The following is a 16,935-nucleotide window of genomic DNA, read 5'->3' as shown; positions in this document are numbered from 1 at the left end:
GACCGCCGTCGCGTCCTACTCCGCGGCTTCTGCGTAATCGCTCACCGGCGGACAGGAGCACACGAGGTTGCGATCGCCGTAGACGTTGTCGACGCGGCCCACCGGGCTCCAGTATTTGTCAGTGCGCGAGACGCCATCGGGAAAGCAACCCTCCGCACGGGTGTAGGCGCGCTTCCAATCGTCATCCGCGATGTCGTGCACGGTGTGGGGAGCGTGGCGCAGCGGCGAGGCTTCGATCTTGAAGCGGCCGGCCTCGACCTCGGCGATCTCCTTCCGGATCGCGATCATGGCGTCGCAGAAGCGGTCCAGCTCCGCCTTCGATTCCGACTCGGTCGGCTCGATCATCAGCGTGCCCGGCACCGGGAAGCTCATGGTCGGCGCGTGGAAGCCGTAGTCGATCAGGCGCTTTGCGATGTCGTCGACGGTAACGCCTGATGTCGTCTTCAGCGGACGCGGATCGACGATGCACTCGTGCGCGACACGGCCCTTCGCGTTCTTATAGAGCACCGGGAAGTGCGGATCGAGGCGGACCGCGATGTAATTGGCGTTGAGGATCGCGATCTCGGTGGCGCGCTTCAAGCCTTCGCCGCCCATCATCAGCATGTAGATGTAGGAGATGGTCAGGATCGAGGCCGAGCCGAACGGCGCGGCCGAGACCGGCCCGACTGGCGCTTCAGCATTCGTCACCGGATGACCCGGCAGGAACGGCGCCAGGTGCGCCTTGACGCCGATCGGGCCCATGCCGGGGCCGCCGCCGCCATGCGGAATGCAGAACGTCTTGTGCAGGTTGAGATGGCTGACGTCGGCGCCGTAATCGCCGGGCCTGCTCAGGCCGACCTGTGCGTTGAGGTTGGCACCGTCCAGATAGACCTGGCCGCCATGGGCGTGCACGATGTCGCAGATCTCGCGGATATGCTCCTCGAACACGCCATGGGTCGAGGGATAGGTGATCATGACCGCCGCGAGATCGTTGGAATGCTTCTCCGCCTTGGCGCGGAGATCATTGACATCGACGTCGCCGTTCTTCTCGCAAGACACGACCACCACGTCCATGCCGACCATCGCGGCGGAGGCCGGATTCGTGCCGTGGGCGGAGGAGGGGATCAGGCAGATCCTGCGGTGGCCCTGTCCGCGCGCGGCATGGTAGCCACGGATCGCCAAAAGCCCGGCATATTCGCCTTGCGCGCCCGAGTTCGGCTGCAGCGAGATCGCGTCGTAGCCGGTGATGTCGCACAGCCATTTCTCCAGCCGGGCGAACAGCGCGTGATAGCCAGCGGCCTGCTCGCGCGGCACGAACGGGTGCAGCGAGGCGAATTCGGGCCAGGTCAGCGGCATCATCTCGGTGGTCGCGTTCAGCTTCATCGTGCAGGATCCCAGCGGGATCATGGCGCGGTCGAGCGCGAGGTCGCGGTCGCTGAGCTTGCGCATGTAGCGCAGCATCTCGGTCTCCGAGCGATGCGCGTGGAACACGGGATGGGTGAGGAAAGCGGTGATGCGCTTCAAATCGTCCGGCAGCGCCTCGCGCGTCTCGGCGTCGATCTCGGCATAGGCGAGCGTGCCGCCGAAGGCGCGCCAGACCGCTTCCACCGTCGCCGGCGTGGTGGTCTCGTCGAGCGCGATCCGCAGGGCGCTGTCACTGACGCCGAGATTGATCCTTTCGCTCGCCGCGCGCGCGACGATCTCGGCGCGCTTGGCGCCGGCGTCGACGCTGAGCGTGTCGAAGAAGTTGTCGGACTGCGGCGCAAAGCCGAGCTTGCGCAGGCCGCTCGCGAGCACGGCGGTGCGGCGGTGCACGGTGCGTGCGATCTGGATGAGGCCCTCCGGGCCGTGATAGACCGCATACATCGAAGCGATCACGGCGAGCAGCACCTGCGCGGTGCAGATGTTGGAGGTCGCCTTCTCGCGGCGGATGTGCTGCTCGCGGGTCTGCAGCGCCAGCCGGTACGCCGGCGCGCCGCGGGAATCGACGGAGAGGCCGACGATGCGGCCGGGCAGCGACCGCTTCAGCGCATCGCGCACGGCCATATAGGCCGCGTGCGGTCCGCCATAGCCCATCGGCACGCCAAAACGCTGCGCCGAGCCGATCGCGATGTCGGCACCGAGCTCGCCGGGCGAAGCCAGCAGCGTCAGCGCCAGCAGGTCGGCGGCAACGATCGCCAGCGCGCCCTTGGCCTTCAGCGTGGCGATCGCCGGCCTGAGATCGCGCAATGCGCCGGAAGAGCCCGGATATTGCAGCAGTGCGCCGAGCACGTCGGCCTTGTCGAGGTCAGTGAGGGGATCGCCGACGATCAACTGCCAGCCCAGCGGCTCGGCGCGGGTGCGCATCACGGCCAGCGTCTGGGGATGCACGTCCTTGTCGACGAAGAAAGCCTTTGCCTTCACCTGCGAGTGCCGCTCCGCCAGCGCCATGGCTTCGGCCGCTGCAGTGGCTTCGTCGAGCAGCGAGGCGTTGGCGACGTCGAGCCCGGTAAGGTCGCAGATCATGGTCTGGAAGTTGAGCAGCGCTTCCAGCCGGCCCTGGCTGATCTCGGGCTGGTAGGGCGTGTAGGCGGTGTACCAGGCCGGGTTCTCCAGGATGTTGCGCTGGATCACCGCGGGCAGGATGGTGCCGGAATAGCCCTGGCCGATCAGCGAGGTGAAGACCTGGTTCCGGCGCGCAAGCTCGGTCATGTGCGCGATCGCCTCGGTCTCGCTGAGCGGCTTGCCGAGATCGAGCGCGGCGGCCTGCCGGATCGAGGCCGGCAGCGTTTCCGCCATCAGCGCATCGACGCTCTTGGCACTGACTGTCTCAAGCATGGCGGTGACATCGCGCGCCGATGGGCCGATGTGGCGGCGAACGAAACTGGCGGCGGTGTCGCCGTTGGTCTTGCGGTGCGCGGTCATCGCTTGCTCCATCGTCCTTACGCCGTGTGCGCCTTGTAGGCGGCTTCGTCCATGAGGCCGCCGAGCTCGCCCTTGTCGGCGATCCTTATCTTGAAGAACCAGGCCTTGCCCTGCGCGTCCGAGTTCACCAGCGCCGGCTCGGCGGCGAGCGCCTCGTTGGCCTCCAGCACCTCACCCGTTACGGGCGCGTAGACGTCGGACGCGGCCTTGACCGACTCCACGACGGCGGCGGCTTCGGCCTTCTTCAGCGCGCGGCCGACCTTGGGCAATTCGACGAACACGACGTCGCCGAGCTGCTGCTGCGCATAGTCGGTGATGCCGACGGTGGCGATATCGCCGTCGATCGCGAGCCATTCGTGGTCGGAGGTGTACAGCGTCGTGGTCATTGTTGATCCTCAGCGTTTGTAGGTGTTTTTCACGAAGGGCATGGCCGCGACCTGCACGGGGAGGCGCTGGCCGCGCACCTCGGCGAACAGTTTCGTGCCAAGCGCGGCGAGGCCCACGGGAACGTAGCCCATTGCGACCGGCGCATTCAGGCTCGGGCCGAAGCCGCCCGAAGTGACCTTGCCGATCGGCTCGCCGCCGGCGTCATTCGCAAACAGCAGCGCGCCTTCGCGCACCGGCGCGCGGCCTTCGGCACGGAGGCCGACGCGGCGTCGGGACGCGCCCTGATCGAAATGGGCGAGGATTCTTTCCGCACCCGGAAAGCCGCCGGCCCGCGCGCCGCCGGAGCGGCGGCTCTTCTGCACCGACCATTCCAGCGCGGCTTCGACCGGCGTGGTCGCGGTGTCGATGTCGTGGCCGTAGAGGCAGAGCCCGGCCTCCAGCCGCAGGCTGTCGCGAGCCCCGAGGCCGATGGGCAGCACGTCGGGATCGTCGAGCAGCGTTCGAGCGAGCCGCTCGGCGTCCGCAGCGGGGACCGAAATCTCGAACCCGTCTTCGCCGGTGTAGCCGGAGCGCGAGACGAAACACTTGATGCCGGCGACGTCGTGCGGGCCTGCGTCCATGAACGTCATGGCAGGAGCCGCTGCACACAATTTCGCCAGCGCTGACTCCGCCTTGGGCCCCTGCAGCGCGATCAGCGCGCGGTCGGCAAGCGAATCGATGACGCAGTCACCGGAGAGATGCGCGCGCAGATGCGCCTCGTCCGGCTCCTTACAGGCGGCGTTGACGACCAGGAACAGGTGATCGCCGAAATTGGCGACCATGAGATCGTCCAGAATGCCGCCATCCGCATTGGTGAACTGGGCGTAGCGCTGGCGTCCGGGCTGGATCGCCACGATGTCCTGCGGCACCAGCCGCTCCAGGGCGCGGGCGGCATCCTCCACCTTGCCCGACTTCGGCCGGAGCGCGATCTGGCCCATGTGGGAGACGTCGAACAGGCCGGCTTTGCTGCGGGTATGGAGGTGCTCCTTCAGCACGCCCGCGGGGTACTGCACCGGCATGTCATAGCCGGCGAACGGCACCATCTTGCCGCCCAGGGACACGTGGAGATCGTAGAGGGGGGTACGCTTCAGGGAGTCTTGGTCGTGCGCTAGCATCACAGGGGCCCTCGGCGGTTCCCCCGGGAGGATTCCCTGAGGACACCAGTCGAAGCCCCATCTGTCGCTGTGCCTGAGAGTATTATCCCGTCGGCGGACGCAGTCCGGGCCTTATGCCCGTCGGCGCCTCTTTCCAGATGCTGTCAAAGCCACGCGGTCCTTTTGCCTGAGAGTTTCCGGGGCGGTTGCTCCTTCGGCGCCGGCTGCCTAAAGCCGATCTCTCCCGACGTGGCCGTACGATACAGATGGGTAGAGACCACAAGCCGGCCAAGCCTGTCAACGCGACACGCGCGTCTTTCAACGGGATTGCGCGCCTGCAGCAACCCTCTGATCTCTCTGCACAGTTTCTGGACAGCGAAGCTGGCCTTGTCTAAAAGCGCTTTGGCCCGCAGATATCAGCCGAAACGTCAGGTTTGGACGGCAGGACAGCGGGTCCAAGCACACCCGATTGGATGAACATGAGCGGCGTCAACGAGATCAGGTCGACCTTTCTGAACTTCTTCGCCGAGAACGGCCACGAGATCGTGCCGTCCTCGCCACTCGTGCCGCGCAACGACCCCACCTTGATGTTCACCAATGCGGGCATGGTGCAGTTCAAGAACGTCTTCACCGGCGTCGAGAAGCGGCCCTATCAGCGCGCCACCACCTCGCAGAAGTGCGTGCGCGCCGGCGGCAAGCACAACGACCTCGACAATGTCGGCTACACCGCGCGTCACCTCACCTTCTTCGAGATGCTCGGCAATTTCTCGTTCGGCGATTATTTCAAGGAGCGCGCGATCGAGCTGGCCTGGAAGCTGATCACGACCGAGTTCGGGCTGAAGAAGGACAAGCTGCTGGTCACGGTCTATCACACCGACGACGAGGCGGCGGGCCTGTGGAAGAAGATCGCAGGCTTCTCCGAGGACCGCATCGTCCGCATTCCGACCTCGGACAATTTCTGGGCGATGGGCGACACCGGCCCGTGCGGCCCGTGCTCGGAGATCTTCATCGACCGCGGCGAGCACATCTGGGGCGGGCCTCCGGGCTCGCCGGAAGAGGACGGCGACCGCTTCCTCGAATTCTGGAACCTCGTGTTCATGCAATACGAGCAGGTGACGAAGGAGGAGCGCGTGGGCTTGCCACGTCCCTCGATCGACACCGGCATGGGCCTGGAGCGCATGGCCTGCATCCTCCAGGGCGTCGAGAGCGTGTTCGAGGCCGACCTGTTCCGCAACCTGATCGACGCGACGTCGTCCGCGCTCGGCACCGGGCCGAACGAGCAGACCGTGGCCTCGTTCCGCGTCATCGCCGACCATCTGCGCTCCTCGGCCTTCCTTGTCTCGGACGGCGTGCTGCCATCGAACGAGGGCCGCGGCTATGTGCTGCGCCGGATCATGCGCCGCGCGATGCGCCATGCGCAGCTGCTGGGCGCCAAGGAGCCGTTGATGCACCGGCTGGTCTGGGCGCTGGTGCGCGAGATGGGCCAGGCCTATCCCGAGCTGATGCGCGCGGAGAAGCTGATCGAGGAAACGCTGCGGCTGGAGGAGACCCGCTTCCGCAAGACGCTGTCGCGCGGCCTCGCCATCCTCGACGAGAAGAGCGCGGGCCTGAAGAAGGGCGACATGTTCGATGGCGACGTCGCCTTCACGCTCTACGACACCTATGGCTTTCCGCTGGACCTGACGCAGGACGCGCTGAAATCGCGCGGCATCGGCGTCGACCAGGCCGCGTTCACCGACGCGATGGAGCGGCAGAAGGCCAAGGCGCGCGAATCGTGGAAGGGTTCTGGGGAAGCTGCGTCCGAGGCGATCTGGTTCCCGCTGCGCGAGAAGCTGGGTGCGACAGAGTTCCTGGGCTACGAGACCGAGAGCGCCGAAGGCGTGGTCTCCGCGCTGGTCAAGGAAGGCGCTGAGGTCGCGAGCCTCAAGGCCGGCGAGACCGGTGCAATCGTGCTGAACCAGACACCTTTCTATGCGGAGTCCGGCGGCCAGGTCGGCGACACCGGCGTGCTCTCGGGCGAGGGCGGCATCAAGATCCGCGTCACCGACACGCAGAAGAAGCTGGGCGATCTCTTCGTTCACATCGGCACGGTCGAGAGCGGCGAAGTGAAGCTCGGCACTGCGCTGCAGCTCGAGGTGGATCACGCACGGCGCTCGACGATCCGGGCGCATCACTCCGCAACCCACATCATCCACGAAGCGCTGCGCCAGGTGCTCGGCGACCACATCGCCCAGCGCGGCTCGATGGTCGCGCCTGACCGGCTGCGCTTCGACTTCGTGCATCCCAAGCCGATCACGGCCGAGGAGCTGTCCCGTGTCGAGGACATCGCCAACGACGTGGTGCTGGAAAACGACGAGGTCACCACGCGCATCATGGGCGTGGACGAGGCCCGCGAGGCCGGCGCGCGCGCCCTGTTCGGCGAGAAATACGGCGACGAGGTTCGCGTCGTCTCGATGGGCAGGACCGCGCGCGAGCGCGGCGCCAATGCGCTCGGCTGGTCGGTCGAGCTCTGCGGCGGCACTCACGTGAAGCGCACCGGCGACATCGGCCTGATCACGCTGACGGGCGAGAGCGCGGTCGCTTCCGGCGTGCGCCGCATCGAGGCGCTGACCGGGAATTACGCGCGCAGGCACGCCAACGACACCATATCTCTGGCGAAGACCGCGGCGAACGAGCTGCGCACCTCGCTCGACGACGTTCCATCACGGATCGCCGCGCTGATGGAGGAGCGCAAGAAGCTCGAGCGCGAGCTCTCCGACGCCCGCAAGAAGCTGGCGATGGGCGGCGGCGCCTCCGCCGGCAACGGCGCAGCATCGGGCGTGCGCGAGGTCGGCGACGTCAAGCTGATGGCGCGCGCGGTCGAGGGCATCGAGATGAAGGATCTCAAGAGCCTCGCCGACGACGGCAAGAAGCAGATCGGCTCCGGCGTCGTCGCCATCGTCGGCGTCACCGAGGACGGCAAGGCCGGCGTCGTGGTCGGCGTCACCCAGGACCTCACCGCGCGCTTCAACGCCGTGAACCTCGTGCGCATCGCCTCCGAAGCGCTCGGCGGCAAGGGCGGCGGCGGCCGGCCCGACATGGCCCAGGCCGGCGGCCCCGACGGCGCCAAGGCATCCGAGGCCTTGAGCGCCATCGAAAAAGCGATGGCGAGCGCGTAAGGCGCCATGCGCCCCGTTCCGCGAGGACGTGGGCTTCGCGATCCCAACTTACGGGATCGCCTCTACGAACTGTTGGAGCACGATCCCCTGGCCTATTCGGCCGGGGCGCGCTTCATCCAAATCATCATCGGCATCATCGTGCTCAACGTGGCCGCGATGGTCCTCGCCTCGGTGCCGGAGCTCGATGACCGGTTCGGCAAGCTGTTCGCAGGCATCACCATCCTGTCCGTGGTCGTGTTCGCGCTGGAATATGCCGCGCGGCTATGGACCGTCGCCGGCCACACGCAGCGCGACGGCTCCGCGCTGTCCGACCGCGTCGGCTATGCCTTGTCGGCGCTCGGCATCATCGATCTCATGGCGTTCCTGCCCGCCGCGATCGTGCTCGCCACCGGCGAGCATGCGACGCTGGCAGCCCTTGGCGTGCTGCCGTTCTTCAAGCTGATCCGCTATTCGCCGGCGATGCGCTCGCTGCTGGCCGCCGTGCACGCCGAGCGGCGCGCGCTGATCGGCTGCATCGTCATCCTGGTCGGCGCGGTGCTGACCTTCGCCTCGCTGCTCTATGCCATCGAGCGCGACGTGCAGCCGGACAAGCTCGGCACCATCCCGCAGGCGATGTGGTGGGCGATCGTCACGCTCGGCACCGTAGGCTATGGCGACGTCGTGCCGGTGACGCCGCTCGGCAAGTTCGTCTCGACCTTCGCCATCATCGCGGGTCTTGCCATGATCGCGCTGCCGGTCGCGATCATCTCGACCGCGTTCGCCGAAGAAGTGAAGCGGCGCGATTTCGTGGTGACCTGGGGCATGCTGGCGCGGGTGCCGCTGTTCTCGCACTTGTCGGCGGCGGAGATCGCCGACATCATGCGGCTGTTGCGGGCGCGCACCATCGAGCAGGGCGAGATCCTGGTGCGGCGCGGGGACGTCGCCTTGTCGATGTATTTCATCACTGCCGGCGAGGTCGAGATCGCGCTGCCGAGCCAGCAGGTGCGCCTTGCCGACGGCACCTTCTTCGGCGAGATCGCGCTGCTGCACAAGACGAAGCGCAGCGGCACGGTGACGGCGACGCGCAAGACGCGGCTGCTCGTGCTCGACGCCCAGGATTTTCACGCGTTGATCGCGCGCATGCCGACGCTCGCCGATCATGTCCACACCACCGCCAAGGCGAGGCTCGCCGATACCGGCGATCTGGCGCTCGCCGAGCTCGCACAGGCGGAGAATGAAGGTACCGGCCGCTGAGCGGTACCAAAAGCAAACGGGCCGCGCATGGGCGCGGCCCGTCATGATCTCTGGCCCGGTCGGGCGAATGCGGACGGCTTAAGCCGCCAGTTCCTTGGTCAGGTTCTCGGCGACCTTGTCGAGGAAGCCGGTGGTCGAGAGCCAGCGCTGGTCGGCGCCGACCAGGAGCGCGAGGTCCTTGGTCATGTAGCCGGACTCGACGGTGTCGACGCAGACCTTCTCGAGCGTGTTCGCGAATTTCGCCAGCTCGGCATTGTTGTCGAGCTTGGCGCGGTGAGCGAGGCCGCGCGTCCAGGCGAAGATCGAGGCGATCGAGTTGGTCGAGGTCTCCTTGCCCTTCTGGTGCTCGCGGTAGTGGCGGGTCACCGTCCCATGGGCAGCTTCCGCTTCCACGGTCTTGCCGTCGGGGGTGAGGAGGACCGAGGTCATCAGGCCGAGCGAGCCGTAGCCCTGAGCGACGGTGTCGGACTGCACGTCGCCGTCGTAGTTCTTGCAGGCCCAGACGTAGCCGCCGGACCATTTCAGCGCCGAGGCCACCATGTCGTCGATCAGGCGGTGCTCGTAGGTCAGCCCCTTGGCGTCGAAATCCTTCTTGAACTCCTTGTCGAAGATCTCCTGGAAGATGTCCTTGAAGCGGCCGTCATAGACCTTGAGGATCGTGTTCTTGGTCGACAGGTACACCGGGTAATTGCGGAGCAGGCCGTAATTGAACGAGGCGCGGGCGAAGTCGATGATGGAATCGTCGAGATTGTACATCTCCATGGCGACGCCGGCGCCGGGAGCCTTGAACACTTCCTTCTCGATCACGGTGCCGTCCTCGCCGACGAACTTCAGCGAGAGCGTGCCCTTGCCCGGGAACTTGATGTCGGTGGCGCGGTACTGGTCGCCGTAGGCGTGGCGGCCGATGATGATCGGCTTGGTCCACCCGGGAACCAGGCGCGGCACGTTCTTGCAGATGATCGGCTCGCGGAAGATCACGCCGCCGAGGATGTTGCGGATGGTGCCGTTCGGCGACTTCCACATCTGCTTGAGGTTGAACTCCTTCACCCGGGCCTCATCCGGGGTGATGGTGGCGCACTTCACGCCGACGCCGACCTTCTTGATTGCCTCGGCAGCGTCGATCGTGACCTGATCGTTGGTGTGGTCGCGGTATTCCATGCCCAGGTCGAAATAGAGCAGCTCGACATCCAGGAACGGGTTGATCAGCTTGTCCTTGATGTACTGCCAGATGATCCGGGTCATCTCGTCGCCATCGAGCTCGACGACGGGATTGGATACCTTGATTTTTGCCATGATCGGGAAAGCCTCTTGGGAACGGCGCTCGTGGCGCGCCACGGGAATATCCGCCGCCTCTTAGCATCGCCGCGCGGCGGGCGAAAGCCAAGGGATCATGCACTTTTAGCTCATCCAGCTTCCGCAGGCGGGGAGCGGCCAGCCGCCCACAGCCGGGCTGGGCTCGCGTTCCCGGCGAGATTCAAAAGTCGAATCCAAGTCGTTATTTCCCTTGAGAATTTCGTCAGGACAGGCAAACGACAGGCGGGGCATGGCGAAGGGCCGCCCTGAATCCATTCCTTGCAGTGCCTTGCCAGGGCCTTGAGAGACAGTGTGAAAGCGAAGCGAGATGTCGGGGACTGACAAGAGCAAGGCGGGCCTTTCCCTCGACGGTCCCATCGTCATCCTGGTCGAGCCGCAGCTGGGCGAGAACATCGGCATGGCCGCGCGCGCCATGGGCAATTTTGCGCTTGGTGCCTTGCGCATCGTCAATCCCAGGGACGGCTGGCCCAACATCGCGGCCCAGCGCGCCGCGGCCGGCGCCGACCACATTCTGGAAAAGGTCGAACTGTTCGACACGGTGGAGCAGGCGGTCGCCGACCTCGACCTCCTGTTCGCCACCACCGCGCGCCCCCACGACCAGGCCAAGCCCGTGGTGGGGCCGGAAGCCGCAGCCAGCGAGATCGCGGGGCACGTCGCCGGCGGCGGCAAGGCCGGCATCCTGTTCGGCAGGGAGCGCTGGGGGCTGACCAACGAGGAGGTCGGGCTCTCCAACCGGATCATCACCTTCCCGGTCAATCCGGGCTTTGCCTCGCTCAATCTCGCCCAGGCCGTGCTGCTGGTCGGCTATGAATGGTTCAAGCGGGCCACCTCGGGCGCGCTGCCGCACGCCATGCCGGAGCGCTCCGAGCGCGCCTCGCAGCACCAGATGCAGGCCTTCTTCGACAACCTCGTGCGCGAACTCGACAAGGTCGAATTCCTGCGGCCCGCCGAGAAGCGCGACACCATGCTGGTCAACCTGCGCAACATCTTTACCCGCATGGAGCCGACCAAGCAGGACATGCACACGTTGCACGGCGTGGTGATGGCGATCGCGGAAGGGCGCAAGGGGCCGGCCAAGGGCGGCGTGCTCGACGGCGAGCAGGCGACCCGCCTGCGCGCGCTGCTGGCCGAGCACGGGCAGGGCGGCGGCATGCCCGACAGCGGCTCGACCGTGCGCGGTCTCGCCCGCCTGCTTCGCCGCAACCCGACCGATGCCGAACGCCTGCTCTGGCAGGCGCTGACCCGCGACCGCCGCTTTGCCGGCCAGTTCAAGCGCCAGACCCCGGTCGGCCGCCACATTCCTGATTTCGTGTCCTTCCCGCACCGGATCGCAATCGAGCTTGTGAACCCGGGCGAGAGCGAAGCCATCGCCGCAGACCGCGCGTCGCGGCGCGCTTGGCTGGAAGCGCGGGATTATCGCGTGCTCGACATTCGCGCCGCGGATGTGGAGCGGGATCTCGAGGCGGAGCTCGTGCGGCTGCAGGAGATGATGGCGGGACACTCAGACATTCCGTAGGGCACGGCAGCGATTGGCAGGCAAAGCGACACCGGTCCAAGGCCATCCAGCATCATTGATGCATGTCAAAGAGCATGGAACCCCGCTGGTTACGCTCGAGGCAGCAGGGAGGGTTCGACATGTCAATCAGCCGTCGCCAAGCACTTGCCGCCTTCGGCGCCGCCGTGTCGGCGCTTGCGATTTCCCGAGCAGCACGCGCCGAGTTTGACGGCCCAGTCGTCAGGGCTTTGGAGGGCGGCGAAGATTTCTGGCTCGCCCAGGACGCCTATATCTACGGATACCCGCTCGTGACGATGGAAATGACCCGCCGGGTCATGACAAACGTTGCGGCGGTGGAAGGTACCCGCGGACCGATGGGGCAGTTCGTCAAGCTCCGCAAATACCCCGATGCGAGCTTCAAGGACGTCACGGCACCCAATGCCGATACCCTCTACACGACCGCCTGGATCGACGTGGGAGACGAGCCCTGGGTCCTGAGCATGCCGGACATGAAGGACCGCTACTTCCTTTTTCCGATGCTCGACGGCTGGACGAATGTATTCCAGGTGCCGGGCAAGCGCACCACTGGCACCAGGGCGCAGACATACGCGATCACGGGCCCGGGCTGGAAAGGAGTGCTTCCCGCCGGCGTGAAGGAATACAGATCACCTACAAGCATGGTGTGGATTCTGGGCCGCATCTACTGCACCGGCACGCAGGAGGATTATGCGGCCGTGCACGCGCTACAGGATCAGTTCAAGCTCGTACCGCTCAGCGCATACGGCAAGTCCTATACGCCTCCGGCAGGCAAGGTCGATGCGTCGATCGACATGAAGACGGCGGTCCGAGAGCAGGTCAACCGCCTGGACGCAGTTGCCTATTTCAACCTTCTCGCGCAATTGATGAAGCGCAATCCGCCGGCTGCCGCGGATGCGGCCGAGGTCGCCCGGTTCGCGAAGATCGGCCTTGTCCCCGGCAAGGATTTTGACGCGGGCAAGTTCGACGCTGCCTTCGCCAAGCGGGTCCCGCAGGTGGCGTTCGATCGCATCATGCTCCAGTTCAAGGTCAACAAGGCGATCAGGAATATCAACGGCTGGGCCTTCGACGCCGAAGCCGGCGTCTACGGCACCAACTATCTCAACCGTGCCCTTGTCACGGCCATCGGGCTTGGCGCCAATCGGATTCAGGATGCATGCTATCCGACATCCCAGAAGGACGCCGACGGCAAAGAGTATGTCGGCAGCAACAAATACGTCACGCGGTTCGCGAGGGGGCAGCTTCCTCCGGTCGGCGGCTTCTGGTCGCTGACGATGTATGACGAGAACTACTTCTTCGTCGCCAATCCGATCAACCGCCAGTCCATCAGTGCCCGCGAGAAGCTGAAAGCCAATCCAGACGGCTCGGTCGATCTCTACATTCAGAAGGACAATCCCGGTCCTGACAAGGAGAGCAACTGGCTTCCCGCTCCAGCGGGCAAGTTCGTGCTGATGTTGCGCATGTACTGGCCCAACGAGAAGTCGCCATCGATCATCAACGGGACCTGGAAGCCGCCGCCGGTCCGTCGGGTGACGAGCAGCTAGAGCGGAATGGCTTTCGGTTGAATCGAACGCCGCAGGTGGTTGACCGCTCCCGCTTTCGGCGCCACTCGAGGCGGACACGTTCATCCGAATCCTCGCGTGCCCGCTGGAGCGGTTGCATTTTGCTGGCGCCTTACGGGCCTACACTGCCTCGAGCTGCTCGGCGCGCTTCTTCTTCGGCTTGGACTGGCCGAGCAGGGGGCCTGCCGTGAGCGCGGCGGTATCGGCGACGCCCGGATCGCGCGAGATCATCGCGGCGACGATGGCACCGTCGATGATGAGACCGAGCTGGTGAGCCAGCACCGCAGGCTCCGTCGATCCGAACTCGCCGGCGAGCTTCTCGATATGGCCGAGCACGATCTTCTTGTGCTTTAGCGCGATGTTGCGAAATTGTTTCGCATCCTTGTCGTGCTCGCCGACGGCGTTGATGAAGGGACAGCCGTAGAAGCGTTCTTCCGCGAACCAGCTTTTCAGTGCAGGAAAGATGCGCGCCAGTTTCGCCTGCGCATCGCCGCCGCCTTGCTCCATGGCGCCGATGAACCATTCGCGCCACTGCTTGCCTTCGCTTTCCAGCACCGCGTTGACGAGATTGGTCTTGGAGCCGAACAGCTTGTAGAGCGTGGTCTTCGCAGTGCCGGCTTCCTCGATGATCGCGTCGATGCCGGTGGCGTTGATTCCATTCTTGCAGAACAGATGCGATGCGGCGCTGAGCAGGCGCCCGCGCGCGGATTCGTCGTCGCTTGCAACAGCGTGGGGCGAATTCGAATTCTTCTTCGATGACGTCTTTGCCATAGCTGCAACTTAATCGCAGCTGCATCGCATCAGCAAGCCGCATGTGGTTGGCGCTGAAATTATTCGCAAGCGACCGCTCACTTGCACCGCGTTTGTGCAGCGCGCCGCCGATCAACTGTCAGGCGGGCCGCTAAACGGCTCAACCCCCTCGCATTTTGATCCTGGCGGGTCTTGGCACGTTCCATGCAAGGAAACAGACCGTTCGGTATCCTGCCGATTTCCACTTCTGCCAGGGAGAAGATTGATGACTGCCGTCGTTCAGAAGACAGTGCTGACGGGTTGCCTCGCACCCATCGACAAGAATGGCCTCGAGCAACTGATCGCCAATGGCAAGGCGAATCCGAAGGTCATCAAGACCTTGAAGTGCAAGACGGTCGCGGAGGGCAAGTTCCGCCACGCCAACTACATCCGCAACCTGCCGCCCTACATCGTCGACGAGCCGCCGGGACTCCTGGGCGACGATACCGCGCCCAATCCGTCGGAAGCCTCGCTCGCGGCGCTCGGCTCCTGCCTTGCGGTCGGCCTGCACGCCAACGCCGTGCACCGCGGCTGGATCGTGAACAAGCTCGAGCTCGAGCTCGAAGGCGATCTCAACATCACCGCGGTCTGGGGGACCGGCGACACCTCGGACAAGCCGGTCGGCTTCACCGACGTGCGCGTCAAGGTCGACATGGAATGCGAGGGCATCTCGCCGGACGAGATCAACGCGCTGGTCACCCATGTGAAGAAGTGGTCGCCGGTCGCCAACACCTTCACCCGCCCGGTCAATCTCGAGGTCGGCATCTAGCTGATAGCAACCAGGACAAGGTGCGGGAGACGATCATGGGTTCACTGGCTTTATCGCGGGCCGACGTTTTGGATCAGCCCGCACCGTCCATTCCAGACGAGGTGGCGCGGATCGCGCGCGAGCAGCTCGCGCCGCTCGCCGCCGGCATCGACGACGGATCGGTCTATCCGGCAGAGGTGCTGCGCAAATTCGGTGCGGTTGGCGCCTTCGGCAACCACGTGCCGCACGAAGGTTCCGCCGACCTGCGCTGCGCCATCCAGGCGATGGCGGCCGTCGGCGAGGTCTGTGGCAGCACGGCATTCATGAAGTGGTGTCAGGACACGCTGGTTTGGTACGCTGCCAATTCGACCAATGCGAAGCTGGCCAAGCGTTTCGGCGATGCCTTCTCGACCGGTCGCGTGCTCGGCGGCACCGGCCTCTCCAATCCGATGAAGAGCTTCTTCGGGATCGAGAAGCTCAAATTGAAGGGGCGCAAGGTCGAGGGCGGCTACATCGTCCGCGGCGTGCTCCCCTGGGTCTCCAATCTCGGTCCCGACCACTATTTCGGCACCATTTTCGAGCGCGAGGACGAGCCGGGACTGGTCATGTTTCTGGCCGACTGCTCGGACCCCGCGATCACGCTGACGCCCTGCAAGCCGTTCCTCGCGATGGACGGGACCGGCACTTACGGCGTGCAGTTCCGCGACGTGTTCGTGCCGGATGATCTGATCCTGGCCGATCCCGCAGGTCCCTTCGTCAAGAAGATCCGCGCCGGCTTCATCCTGCTCCAGGCGGGCATGGCACTCGGCCTGATCAAGGACTGCATCAGCATCATGGATGAGGTCGACAATCCGCTCGGTCACATCAACCGCTATTTGCCGCAGCAGCCGGTGCACTTCCGCGATCTCGCTGCCGAGCTCGACGCCGAGACCATGGCGCTGGCGCGCGATCCCTACAACGAGGAGGACGCTTACTGGCGCAAGGTGATCGCGCTGCGGCTTCGCGCCGGCGACGCCAGCGTCGCGGCGGCGCATGCGGCGATGCTGCATTGTGGCGCGCGCGGCTACCTGAAAAGCCACCGCGCGCAGCGGCGCCTGCGCGAGGCCTATTTCGTCGCGATCGTCACGCCTGCCACCAAGCAGCTGCGCAAGATGCTCGCCGAATCCTGAGCTTCACGAGTCCACCCAGAAGACCACCCAACCTCAACGGAGAGGCTGCCAATGACGGACGTTCTGATCTCTGCCAGCGAACTTGCCGATCTCTTGAAGCTAGAGCCGTGCGTCGTGATCGACACCCGCAATCCCGACGCCTATGCCGCGGGACATCTGCCCAATGCCGTGAACGTGCACGACATCTTCACCTATCTTGCAACCTCGACGCCCGAAGGCATCAGCGAGCTGAAGACCAAGTTCGCCGACGCTTTCGGCGCCGCCGGTCTGTCCGGCAAGGAAACGGCGGTGGTGTATGAGCAGTCGATGAATTCCGGCTTCGGCCAGTCCTGCCGCGGGTACTATCTGCTCACCATGCTCGGCTATCCCAAGGTGAAGGTGCTGCATGGCGGCTTCGACGCCTGGGCGGCCGCGGGCTTGCCGGTGACCAAGGACGTTCCGACCCCGGTGAAGGCCTCGTTCCCGATCGTGCCGGAAGCGGGCGAGATCCTGATCGATGCCAAGACCATGCTTGCCGCGGTCGGCAAGCCCGGGGTCGCGATCCTCGACGTGCGCGATGTCGACGAGTGGATCGGCGACAGCTCTTCTCCTTACGGAAAGGATTTCTGCCCGCGCAAGGGCCGCATTCCCGGCGCCGTGTGGCTGGAATGGTACCGCATGATGAAGCCGACCGCCGAAGGCCCGCGCTTCAAATCCAAGGACGAGATCCTGGCGGAATGCGCCACCGTCGGCATCACGCCGAGCACGCCGGTGTACCTGTATTGCTTCAAGGGCGCGCGCGCCTCGAACACGTTCCTGGCGCTCAAGAACGCCGGCGTGAAGGACGTGCGGATGTACTTCGGCTCCTGGAACGAATGGTCGCGCGACCCGTCGCTGCCGATCGAGCAGGGATTGCCGGTGGCTGCCCAGGTAACAGGCAAGGCGGCATAGAACCTGCATGTTTATCGTGGTCCGGCTGCGCAAGGCTTAGCCGGGCCACGATGGAATCTTGAGCCGAGGTGGCGGACAACGGCGTTCGCCGCGCGATG

The 16,935-nt window shown here is 65.3% G+C and carries 12 protein-coding genes and 1 riboswitch; of the genes, 7 read left to right on the top strand and 5 right to left on the bottom strand.

Annotated features, from left to right (window positions below):
- Positions 1-15 precede the first annotated feature (15 nt).
- From gcvP to gcvT, 3 genes are read right to left on the bottom strand one after another with little or no spacing between them, the layout of a single operon-like run.
- Positions 16-2,883, bottom strand: coding sequence for an aminomethyl-transferring glycine dehydrogenase (gene gcvP / locus K408_RS0123255; protein ID WP_024340904.1), 2,868 nt, complete (start codon positions 2,881-2,883; stop codon positions 16-18).
- Positions 2,884-2,900: 17 nt separating this feature from the next.
- Positions 2,901-3,269 carry a glycine cleavage system protein GcvH gene (gene gcvH / locus K408_RS0123250; RefSeq protein WP_024340903.1) on the bottom strand — a complete coding sequence of 123 codons (369 nt, stop codon included), beginning with the start codon at positions 3,267-3,269 and terminating at the stop codon, positions 2,901-2,903.
- 9 nt (positions 3,270-3,278) lie between these two features.
- Positions 3,279-4,424 carry a glycine cleavage system aminomethyltransferase GcvT gene (gene gcvT, locus K408_RS0123245; RefSeq protein ID WP_024340902.1) on the bottom strand — a complete coding sequence of 382 codons (1,146 nt, stop codon included), beginning with the start codon at positions 4,422-4,424 and terminating at the stop codon, positions 3,279-3,281.
- 145 nt (positions 4,425-4,569) lie between these two features.
- Positions 4,570-4,660: riboswitch (glycine riboswitch) on the bottom strand.
- A 222-nt stretch (positions 4,661-4,882) separates the two neighbouring features.
- On the opposite strand from gcvT, the gene alaS reads away from it, so the two are divergent.
- Together alaS and K408_RS0123235 are read left to right on the top strand one after the other, a co-directional pair.
- Positions 4,883-7,561, top strand: a complete 2,679-nt coding sequence (gene alaS / locus K408_RS0123240) for an alanine--tRNA ligase (RefSeq protein WP_024340901.1) — start codon at positions 4,883-4,885, stop codon at positions 7,559-7,561.
- A 6-nt stretch (positions 7,562-7,567) separates the two neighbouring features.
- Positions 7,568-8,794: a cyclic nucleotide-gated ion channel gene (locus K408_RS0123235; RefSeq protein ID WP_024340900.1), complete on the top strand. Its 1,227-nt coding sequence runs from the start codon at positions 7,568-7,570 to the stop codon at positions 8,792-8,794.
- 78 nt (positions 8,795-8,872) lie between these two features.
- Here the strand turns inward: K408_RS0123235 and K408_RS0123230 are convergent, their stop codons facing one another.
- Positions 8,873-10,087: an NADP-dependent isocitrate dehydrogenase gene (locus K408_RS0123230; RefSeq protein ID WP_024340899.1), complete on the bottom strand. Its 1,215-nt coding sequence runs from the start codon at positions 10,085-10,087 to the stop codon at positions 8,873-8,875.
- A 328-nt stretch (positions 10,088-10,415) separates the two neighbouring features.
- On the opposite strand from K408_RS0123230, the gene K408_RS0123225 reads away from it, so the two are divergent.
- Together K408_RS0123225 and K408_RS0123220 are read left to right on the top strand one after the other, a co-directional pair.
- Positions 10,416-11,624, top strand: a complete 1,209-nt coding sequence (locus tag K408_RS0123225) for a TrmJ/YjtD family RNA methyltransferase (RefSeq protein ID WP_024340898.1) — start codon at positions 10,416-10,418, stop codon at positions 11,622-11,624.
- Between the two features lie 119 nt (positions 11,625-11,743).
- Complete coding sequence (locus tag K408_RS0123220; protein ID WP_024340897.1) at positions 11,744-13,183, top strand: DUF1254 domain-containing protein; 1,440 nt, start codon at positions 11,744-11,746, stop codon at positions 13,181-13,183.
- A gap of 138 nt (positions 13,184-13,321) precedes the next feature.
- Here the strand turns inward: K408_RS0123220 and K408_RS0123215 are convergent, their stop codons facing one another.
- Entirely contained in the window at positions 13,322-13,972 is a 651-nt protein-coding gene (locus tag K408_RS0123215) for a TetR/AcrR family transcriptional regulator (RefSeq protein WP_024340896.1), read from the bottom strand.
- A 244-nt stretch (positions 13,973-14,216) separates the two neighbouring features.
- On the opposite strand from K408_RS0123215, the gene K408_RS0123210 reads away from it, so the two are divergent.
- From K408_RS0123210 to K408_RS0123200, 3 genes are read left to right on the top strand one after another with little or no spacing between them, the layout of a single operon-like run.
- Positions 14,217-14,759: an OsmC family protein gene (locus K408_RS0123210; RefSeq protein WP_024340895.1), complete on the top strand. Its 543-nt coding sequence runs from the start codon at positions 14,217-14,219 to the stop codon at positions 14,757-14,759.
- Positions 14,760-14,794: 35 nt separating this feature from the next.
- Positions 14,795-15,907, top strand: a complete 1,113-nt coding sequence (locus K408_RS0123205; protein WP_024340894.1) for an acyl-CoA dehydrogenase family protein — start codon at positions 14,795-14,797, stop codon at positions 15,905-15,907.
- A gap of 51 nt (positions 15,908-15,958) precedes the next feature.
- Entirely contained in the window at positions 15,959-16,837 is an 879-nt protein-coding gene (locus K408_RS0123200) for a sulfurtransferase (protein WP_024340893.1), read from the top strand.
- The last annotated feature ends 98 nt before the right edge of the window (positions 16,838-16,935 follow it).

It is taken from the genome of Bradyrhizobium sp. in8p8 (genome assembly GCF_000426845.1).
GTDB classification, from domain to species: domain Bacteria; phylum Pseudomonadota; class Alphaproteobacteria; order Rhizobiales; family Xanthobacteraceae; genus Bradyrhizobium; species Bradyrhizobium japonicum_C.
Note: the sequence above shows the minus strand (reverse complement) of the source record. Positions and strands in the feature narration are given on the sequence as shown.

Coding starts and splice junctions, on each gene's coding strand:
- gcvP (WP_024340904.1), bottom strand. CDS start 2,883: ATGACCGCGCACCGCAAGACCAACGGCGACACCGCCGCCAGTTTCGTT.
- gcvH (WP_024340903.1), bottom strand. CDS start 3,269: ATGACCACGACGCTGTACACCTCCGACCACGAATGGCTCGCGATCGAC.
- gcvT (WP_024340902.1), bottom strand. CDS start 4,424: ATGCTAGCGCACGACCAAGACTCCCTGAAGCGTACCCCCCTCTACGAT.
- alaS (WP_024340901.1), top strand. CDS start 4,883: ATGAGCGGCGTCAACGAGATCAGGTCGACCTTTCTGAACTTCTTCGCC.
- K408_RS0123235 (WP_024340900.1), top strand. CDS start 7,568: ATGCGCCCCGTTCCGCGAGGACGTGGGCTTCGCGATCCCAACTTACGG.
- K408_RS0123230 (WP_024340899.1), bottom strand. CDS start 10,087: ATGGCAAAAATCAAGGTATCCAATCCCGTCGTCGAGCTCGATGGCGAC.
- K408_RS0123225 (WP_024340898.1), top strand. CDS start 10,416: ATGTCGGGGACTGACAAGAGCAAGGCGGGCCTTTCCCTCGACGGTCCC.
- K408_RS0123220 (WP_024340897.1), top strand. CDS start 11,744: ATGTCAATCAGCCGTCGCCAAGCACTTGCCGCCTTCGGCGCCGCCGTG.
- K408_RS0123215 (WP_024340896.1), bottom strand. CDS start 13,972: ATGGCAAAGACGTCATCGAAGAAGAATTCGAATTCGCCCCACGCTGTT.
- K408_RS0123210 (WP_024340895.1), top strand. CDS start 14,217: ATGACTGCCGTCGTTCAGAAGACAGTGCTGACGGGTTGCCTCGCACCC.
- K408_RS0123205 (WP_024340894.1), top strand. CDS start 14,795: ATGGGTTCACTGGCTTTATCGCGGGCCGACGTTTTGGATCAGCCCGCA.
- K408_RS0123200 (WP_024340893.1), top strand. CDS start 15,959: ATGACGGACGTTCTGATCTCTGCCAGCGAACTTGCCGATCTCTTGAAG.